6 protein-coding genes are annotated in these 7,976 nt (G+C 63.4%); 3 read left to right on the top strand and 3 right to left on the bottom strand.

Going from position 1 to position 7,976, the window contains the following annotated elements; all coding sequences use genetic code 11:
* Positions 1-5: 5 nt before the first annotated feature.
* Positions 6-1,262, top strand: a 1,257-nt coding sequence (locus ACNA1V_RS03625; protein ID WP_415832219.1) for a TRAP transporter large permease, incomplete at its 5' end; no start/stop codon positions are given.
* 52 nt (positions 1,263-1,314) lie between these two features.
* Here the strand turns inward: ACNA1V_RS03625 and ACNA1V_RS03620 are convergent.
* On the bottom strand, positions 1,315-2,247 hold the full coding sequence (locus tag ACNA1V_RS03620) for an EamA family transporter (RefSeq protein ID WP_415832218.1): 933 nt from the start codon (positions 2,245-2,247) through the stop codon (positions 1,315-1,317).
* 413 nt (positions 2,248-2,660) lie between these two features.
* Between ACNA1V_RS03620 and ACNA1V_RS03615 the strand changes: the two genes are divergently transcribed.
* On the top strand, positions 2,661-5,426 hold the full coding sequence (locus tag ACNA1V_RS03615) for an HAD-IC family P-type ATPase (protein WP_415832217.1): 2,766 nt from the start codon (positions 2,661-2,663) through the stop codon (positions 5,424-5,426).
* A gap of 48 nt (positions 5,427-5,474) precedes the next feature.
* Here ACNA1V_RS03615 and ACNA1V_RS03610 read toward each other — a convergent pair whose 3' ends face one another.
* A complete protein-coding gene (locus ACNA1V_RS03610) occupies positions 5,475-5,972 on the bottom strand; it encodes an acyl-CoA thioesterase (protein ID WP_415832216.1) in 498 nt (165 codons plus the stop codon).
* A 34-nt stretch (positions 5,973-6,006) separates the two neighbouring features.
* The gene (gene dprA, locus ACNA1V_RS03605; RefSeq protein WP_415832215.1) at positions 6,007-7,203 is read right to left on the bottom strand and encodes a DNA-processing protein DprA; all 1,197 of its coding nucleotides are present in this window, start codon (positions 7,201-7,203) and stop codon (positions 6,007-6,009) included.
* A 177-nt stretch (positions 7,204-7,380) separates the two neighbouring features.
* Here dprA and def point away from each other — a divergent pair, with 177 nt between their 5' ends.
* Positions 7,381-7,893: a peptide deformylase gene (def, locus tag ACNA1V_RS03600; RefSeq protein WP_415832214.1), complete on the top strand. Its 513-nt coding sequence runs from the start codon at positions 7,381-7,383 to the stop codon at positions 7,891-7,893.
* Positions 7,894-7,976 lie beyond the last annotated feature (83 nt).

Below are 7,976 nucleotides of genomic sequence, written 5' to 3'. Positions count from 1 at the left end.
GGCTNGGGGTGATGCATACTTCCGAGCTGTACCTGTTCGTTGAGCGCCTATGGCAGAACGCAGCCAATAACCAGATTCTCGTGGCGGTGCCCTGCTTTATTTTCATGGGGATCATGCTGGAGAAAAGCCAGGTTGCCGATAACCTGCTGCGCGTGCTGCAACTGTTGTTGCGCCGCGTGCCTGGCGGGCTGGCGCTGGCGGTGGCCTTGCTGGGCACGATCCTGGCGGCGACCACAGGCATCATCGGCGCATCGGTCGTGATGCTCACCATGATGGCGCTGCCGGCCATGCTGGCGCAGAAATACGATGTCCGTCTGGGGACGGGGATCATTGCCGCCAGCGCGACCTTGGGCATCCTGCTGCCGCCATCCGTTATGCTCGTCATGATGGCCGACCTGATGGCCATTTCCGTCGGCAACCTGTTCCTGGCAGCGATTCTGCCGGGGCTCATGCTGGCGGCGCTCTACTGCATTTACGTGGTGGTGATCTCCATGATCAAGCCGCAGCTGGCCCCCAGGGTGGAGCGTGATGAGAGTGAAATCGGCGCCTGGAACCTGCTGGTGCTCTTCGCCAAAGGGGTGCTGCCGGTTTCGTTCCTGATCGTGTTGGTGCTGGGTTCCATCTTTGCCGGTTGGGCCACGCCGACGGAAGCGTCTGGGATCGGTGCTTTCGGCGCCATTCTGCTGGCTGCTTTTTCAGGCAAGCTCAAGCGCGCAACGGTGGATAAGGTCTGCATGCAGACCGCGCTGACATCGGCCATGATCTTCCTGATCTTCGGCGGTGCCACGGCATTTTCCTATGTGTTCCGCGCGCTGTATGGCGAAGACCTGATCCTGGATTTCATTCAGTGGATGGGCCTGACCCACTGGAGCCTGTTGTTCCTCTTGATGGTCGTGATCTTCCTGCTGGGCTTCTTCTTCGACTGGCTGGAAATCACCCTGATCATCCTGCCGGTGTTTGCGCCCATTATCGCGAGCTTCGCACCGGATTTCGCGCCCGCGCTGGGGATAGAGCATCTGGCGCCTGAAGAACAGAAATCCATGGTGCTGTTGTGGTTTGCCATTCTGGTTTCGGTCAACCTGCAGACATCGTTCCTGACGCCGCCGTTCGGCTTTGCCCTGTTCTTCCTGAAGGGTGCGGCACCTGCGTCGGTCAGCATCAAGGATATCTATCGCGGCGTTACGCCATTCGTGACGATTCAGCTGCTGGGGGTGTTGATTCTGGCGCTGTGCCCGGCCATCGTGTTCTGGCTGTTGCAGTAAACGCGACGGCAGGGTGTGCGAGCGGCAGGCGCCTGCTGCTCGCACACCGTGTTCAGCGGCCGGCGGGCTGCTGACGGCTGTAGGCCAGCAGGACAATGCCGGTCACGACGATGGCGCCGCCTATCAGTTGCGTGGTGTTGAAAATCTGGCCCAGAACCAGCCAGCCCAGACATAGCGAGGCGACGGGTTCGATGTTCATCACCGGGGCGTTGCGCGCCATGTCCAGGCGTGGCGCGAAAACGAAGAGCGAACTGAATGCGATGGTGTAGAGAATGCTCAGCAGCACCAGTGACAGCCAGCCCAGGCTGTTGCCCGGTACAGCCATGCCGCCGGGAATCACATCGGCAAAGCCGGCCGTGACCATGCCGGCAAAGACGACCAGAATGGTATAGAAACTGCGTACCGGGCCGGTGACGGCGGAAAGCTTGTGCTCGGTGATCCACATGCCGACGGCAAAGACGCAGGCAGCGCAAAAACTGAACAACAGGCCGCTGACCCAATGCGGGCCGAGCGTATTGCCGCCGCGAACCAGCGTGGGCAGGTCAAGCACGAACAGCAGGCCAAACAGAATCAGGGCCATGATGGCTGCCGTCCGGCGCGTCGGCGGTTTGCCACCGAGCGCCCAGGTGAGCAGGGCCAGCAGGATGGGAAAGGTATTGGCTACCAGCAGGGCCAGGGCCACGGGAATGCGTGCGACCGCAGAGTACAGAAACAGGCTTTGCAGGGCGATCAGCAGGCCAAGCGCCAGCTGCCACTTGCGGGTGCCGGCAGGCATGCGGGGTACCTGACGCAGCCAGATCAGCAGCGCAGTCAACGCAAGCAGGCTGGCGCCGGAACGAAAAAGGATGGCTACCAGCAGGCCCGCGCCATTATCGAAGGCCAGGCGGGCTGAAATATGGTTGCCGGCAAAACAGGTGCCGAGCAGCAGCAGGATGGTAATGGCGATATGGCGGGGTAAAGGCGGTGCAGCGACTGACGCAGTCATGGTGTCTCCAGGGGGCATGGCTGTATTCATGCCTGGGCGTCCACCCTGGCTTGAACTGGGGGACGTGGTTTTTTTTATCCTGCGCCATGCCAAAGCGAAAAGCCCCCGCTTGATCCAGGCAGGGGGCGTTTGGCCGGCAGCGGCACGGCGCAGGGGTATCTTTTTCAGGGAATGCCGTGTCGCTGGCCGGGTGTGCCGGCAGGCGTGGGCAGCAGTAGGGCGATGCGCCGGTCGGGCGGCATCGTAACGCGAGGATTATGGCATTTTCCCGAAGGCCATGACGGTGTAGAACCAGGCCCGGCGTGGAGGGCGGGGATGAGCATGTTATCTTTTGCTAAAGGCCGGTGCCGCGCGGCAGCCGAAGTCAAGCCATGGGGGTTGGCGGAAACGGCATTCAGGTTTTCGGGGGAATTATGCAACAACGGGGGCAGACGCCGGGGGCGGTGACTGAGGTTGAACAGCGTGCCAGTGAGTATCCGGCAAATGAGGCGGCGCAGCCCTGGCATGCCATGCCGGTAGAACAGGTGCTGGCGCATTGGCGCAGCAGTCCGGATGGCCTGGATGGCGAGCAGGCGGCAGAGCGGTTGCAAGCCTATGGTCCCAACCGTCTGCCAACGGCGCGTGGCAAGCCGGCCTGGCGGCGTTTTTTGGCACAGTTCCACAATAGCCTGATTTATCTGTTGTTTGTCGGGGCGGTTGTCAGCATGGTGCTGGGGCATCGCGTGGATGCAGCGGTGATCCTGCTGGTCGTGGTGGTCAATGCCATTACCGGCTTCATTCAAGAGGGCCGGGCGCAGCAGGCCATGGATGCCATCCGGCGGCTGATTGCCCCGCATGCCACGGTCCTGCGTGATGGGGGCCGGGTCGTGTGTGACGCGGCTGAACTGGTGCCTGGTGACATCGTTCTGCTGGAGCCGGGTGATCGGGTGACGGCGGATTTACGCCTGCTGCGCGCGCGTGGGCTGATGGTGGATGAAGCCATTCTGACGGGCGAATCCGTCAATGCGATAAAGCACAGCGGGGCGACAGCACCGGATGCCCCGCTGGGCGACCGGGCCGGCATGGCCTTTTCCGGCACGCTGGTGGTGGCGGGCATGGGCGCAGGCGTGGTAGTCGGTACGGGGGCGGCGACGGAAATCGGGCGTATCAGTACGCTCATGGATCAGGTGGACGCGCTCAGTACGCCGCTGTTGCGCCAGGTGGATCGTTTCAGCCGTGTGTTCGGCATCGCGGTGCTGATCGGCGCCGTGCTGCTGTTCTTATTTGCCGTGTGGGGGCGCGGCTACAGTGCCATGGATGCGTTGATGGCCGTTGTCAGTCTGGCCGTCGCCGTCGTGCCGGAAGGTCTGCTGGCTGTCATGACGATTACGCTGGCCATTGGCGTGCAGCGCATGGCGCGTCGGCAAGCCATCGTGCGCCGGCTGCCAGCCGTGGAAACCCTGGGCGCGACCTCCATCATCTGTTCCGATAAAACCGGTACGCTGACGCGCAATGAAATGACGGCGCAGCGAGTGGTGGCGGCAGATGCCAGCTGGGATATCTCTGGCCAGGGTTATGCGCCGCAGGGCGAACTGCTGCCGCAAACGGAGACGGCGCAGCCTGCCTTGGCCCAGGCGCTGCTGCGTTGCGGCCTGCTCTGCAATGATGCGCGCCTGCTGCAGGACCCAGGCGGGGCCTGGAATGTGCGCGGCGATACCATGGAAGGCGCCTTGCTGGCACTGGCTGCCAAGGGAGGGCTGGATGCTGCGGAAGAACGCATGGCCTGGCCGCGCCTGGATGAAATTCCCTTTGATGCCCGCTATGCCTATATGGCGACCCTGCATGGCGATGCCGCTGGCAGTGGCGTTCGTTTGCTGTGCTTGAAGGGGGCGCCGGAAAAAGTGCTGGCGCGTTGCGCGACGCAGCGCACGGCACAAGGCGAAGCGCCATTGGAACGCCAGTACTGGGAGGCGCAGATTGCGGCGCTGGCGGAACAGGGGCAGCGTGTGTTGGGGTTCGCCATGCGCGAGCTGGGTTCGGACGAGGTGTTGCCGATGGATCCGGCGACCTTGCCGGATAGTTTCGTGATGCTGGGTGTGATCGGCTTTATCGACCCGCCGCGTGAAGAGGCGCTGGCAGCGGTGCGAGATTGCATCAGTGCCGGGATCGAGGTCAAGATGATTACTGGCGATCATGCGGCGACGGCGCTGGCGATTGCGCGGCAGCTGGGGTTGTGCAACGACCCCAAGGTGCTGGGTGCGGCCGAGCTTGACCGCATTAGCGATGCAGATCTGCCGGACGCGGCGCAGCGCACCACGGTGTTTGCGCGCGCCACGCCGGAACACAAGCTGCGTATTGTGCGTGCCTTGCAGTCGCGTGGTGCGGTGGTGGCCATGACGGGCGACGGGGTCAACGATGCGCCTGCGCTCAAGCAGGCGGATGTCGGCGTAGCAATGGGAGACAAGGGCACGGAGGCCGCCAAGGAAGCGGCAGAAATCGTGCTGGCGGATGATAATTTCGCTTCCATTGTGGCGGCAGTGAAGGAAGGCCGGACGGTCTATGACAACCTGACCAAAGTCATTTCCTGGACGCTGCCCACCAATGGCGGCGAAGTCATGGTGGTCATCCTGGCGTTGATGATGGGCTGGGTGCTGCCCATGTCCACGGCGCAGATACTCTGGATCAATCTTGCCACGACGGTAACGCTGGGGCTGGTGTTGTCCTTTGAACCCGCTGAGCCAGGCGTCATGGCCCGGCCGCCGCGCCCGGCCGGGCAACCCCTGTTGTCGGGGTTCCTGCTGTGGCGGGTGGGCTTTGTCTCCTTCCTGTTCATGGTGGGCGCACTGGGCATCTTTCTGTTTCTGCAGGCGCACGGCGCGTCGCTGGAAGTGGCTCGCACGGCCGTTGTGAATGTGATTGTCGTCATGGAGGTGGCATACCTGTTCAGCGTACGCTACCTGCACATGCCTTCCTTCAACTGGCAGGGAATCAAGGGTACGCCAGCAGTGGTGATGGCGTTGACGGCCGTGACGGCAGGCCAGTTGTTGTTGACCTACGCGCCGTTCATGCAGCGCTGGTTTCAGACGGCGGCGCTGACCGCCGGGCAGGCCGCCGCAGTGCTGGCTGTGGGGGTTGCCCTGTTCGTTTTGCTGGAAATAGAAAAGGCCGTGGCGCGTCGCTGGCTGGGCGAGGTCATATAGGCCCGCCTCCCGCCAGGTGCCGGAGCGGCCCTGGCGGGATGGCTGGGTTCAGTTGTCGTTGCGCATGCTTTCCTGTTTGATGCGGCGGTGCCTGGCTTCCATTTCTTCCCGCAAGGCGCGCCGCTGGATCGCGGCTTCATGGCGATGACGTTCTTCTTGCGTGACGGGGTGCAGCGGCGGTACGGCAGTGGCCTTGCCGTCGTCATCCACGGCAACCATGGTGAAGTAACAGCTGTTGGTATGGCGCACCATCTGTTGCCGGATGTCTTCGGTCACGACCTTGATGCCGATTTCCATGGATGTCCTGCCGGTGTAGTTGACGCTGGCATAGAAGGTGACGAGTTCCCCGACATGGATGGGTTGGCGGAACATGACCTGATCGACCGATAAGGTAACGACATAGCTGCCGGCGTAACGGCTGGCACAGGCGTAGGCCACCTGGTCCAGGTATTTCAGAATGGTGCCGCCATGGACATTGCCGGAAAAATTGGCCATGTCCGGCGTCATCAGGATGCTCATGGAAAGCTGGTGGCGATGTTCATTCATGTGAGGCTGCCGAAGGAAAGCAAAAATGCCGATTCTAGGGCTTGTGGCCCGGGAAAAGGGGGCCGCTTCCCTTCAGGCGCTGATAAGCGCCGGTATCGGTGCGTGTGGCCAGCCCGGCAATTTCCAGTTCCCAGAGCGCTGCGCTGATGGCGGCGGCGCCCATGGCGCTGCCTTGCACCAGGGTATCCAGGGTAGCCGGGGCGTCGGATAGAAACGGCAGCAGGCGTGTCGCGTCGGCGGATATCGGGGTTGCTCCGGTGGCCTGGGCAGGTTGGGGTGCGAGTGGCGCGGGTGACGGCGGCGCCGGGGTGTCGGGCAGGGGGCAGGGCGGCAATTCTTCCAGGATATCGGCAACGGTTTCTACCAGCTTGGCGCCCTGGCGGATCAACGCATGGCAGCCTCGCGCCAGCGGGGCGTGTATGGAGCCGGGCAAGGCGAAGACTTCGCGGTTGTGCTCGGCTGCCAGTCTGGCCGTCACCAGCGACCCGCTGCGCAGGGCAGCCTCAATGACCAGGGTGCCGAGCGTCAGGCCCGCCACCAGGCGGTTGCGCCGTGGAAAATGGCCAGGCAGCGGCGGCGTGCCTGGCGGGTAGTCGGACACAATGGCGCCCTGGTCTGCGATACGCCGGGCCAGCGCGGCATGCCGGGCGGGATAGATGATGTCCGGGCCGCAGCCCAGCACGGCCAGGGTGGCAAGGGGGGCGGGCGCTCCGGCAAGCGCGCCGAGATGGGCAGCAGCGTCGATGCCGCGCGCCAGGCCGCTGACGATGAGCCAGCCGGCGCGTGCCAGTGCCTGGGCGAAGGCCTGGGCATTCTGCAGGCCGGCAGGCGTGGCATTGCGGGCGCCGACGATAGCCAGCGAAGGCCGTGCCAGCGCCTGCGGGTCGCCTTCCAGGTAGAGGACGAGAGGAGGGTCGGCCAATTGGCGCAGGCGCTCTGGATAGCAGGCATGATGCAAGGGGATGGCATGACGGCGCGGGCTTGCCTGCAGCCAGGCGAGCGTGTGCGCCAGTTGTTCGGCCTGATGGGCTGAGGGCGCACGGCTAAGCTGCAGGGCCAGGCCGGGCGCCAGCCAGCGGCCCAGCTCGCTGGCAGATTGCTGGTAAATCTGCGCAGGCGGCCCGCCATGCTGCAACAAGGCAAGCGCCGCGCGCGGCGGCAGGCCGGGTTCCTGGGCGAAACGCAGCCAGGCAATCAGGTCGGGGTCCGGAAAGAGGCAGGATGTGGGCATGCGTCCAGTCTGGCATGTCCGGCGGCTCGACGGGATGCAAGTGTGAGCATTCGAACACACTTGGCGGCGGCTTCACCTGGTCATTTGCATGGCTTTTCCCCGTGCTGCCGGGTAGATGATTTATGATGTGCCCATGCGCGTCTCAGGGCGCTTTTTGTGTTTATTCGGTACCTTGCCATGGCATTGCTCCCCATCCTCCGTTATCCCGACCCCCGTCTGCACAAGGTCGCCAAGCCTGTCGAGCAGGTTGATGACCGTATCCGTCAGCTGGTGCGCGATATGGCGGAAACCATGTATGAAGCGCCGGGCGTTGGCCTGGCGGCAACGCAGGTCGATGTGCATGAGCGCGTCGTGGTCATAGACGTCTCTGAAAACCAGGATGAGCTGCGGGTGCTGATCAACCCGGAAATCCTCTGGCACAGCGACGACAGCAAGACCTACGAAGAAGGTTGCTTGTCCGTGCCCGGCGTGTATGACGAAGTCTGCCGGCCTTCACAGGTCAAGGTCAGGGCGGTCAACGAAAAAGGCGAAACCTACGAGTTCGACGCGGATGGCCTGCTGGCCGTCTGCGTGCAGCATGAAATCGACCACCTGGATGGCAAGGTGTTTGTCGAATACCTGTCCAGCCTGAAGCTCAATCGCATCCGCAACAAGTTGCGCAAGCAGGCTCGCGAACTGTCGCGGGCCTGATCCCTGTCGCTGCCGGGCTTCCTTGCCCGGCGGTCTGCTCCGCCGCGGTACCGGGTCGGGTACGCGTCCCTCAATTGCTGTTA

Source organism: Kerstersia similis, assembly GCF_965139615.1.
GTDB classification, from domain to species: Bacteria; Pseudomonadota; Gammaproteobacteria; order Burkholderiales; family Burkholderiaceae_B; genus Kerstersia; species Kerstersia similis.
This window is presented reverse-complemented; position numbering and strand designations above follow the sequence as displayed.

What these genes read in the sequence shown, in the direction of transcription:
- def (WP_415832214.1), top strand. Translation starts at nt 7,381, where the DNA reads ATGGCATTGCTCCCCATCCTCCGTTATCCCGACCCCCGTCTGCACAAG.
- dprA (WP_415832215.1), bottom strand. Translation starts at nt 7,203, where the DNA reads ATGCCCACATCCTGCCTCTTTCCGGACCCCGACCTGATTGCCTGGCTG.
- ACNA1V_RS03610 (WP_415832216.1), bottom strand. Translation starts at nt 5,972, where the DNA reads ATGAATGAACATCGCCACCAGCTTTCCATGAGCATCCTGATGACGCCG.
- ACNA1V_RS03620 (WP_415832218.1), bottom strand. Translation starts at nt 2,247, where the DNA reads ATGACTGCGTCAGTCGCTGCACCGCCTTTACCCCGCCATATCGCCATT.
- ACNA1V_RS03615 (WP_415832217.1), top strand. Translation starts at nt 2,661, where the DNA reads ATGCAACAACGGGGGCAGACGCCGGGGGCGGTGACTGAGGTTGAACAG.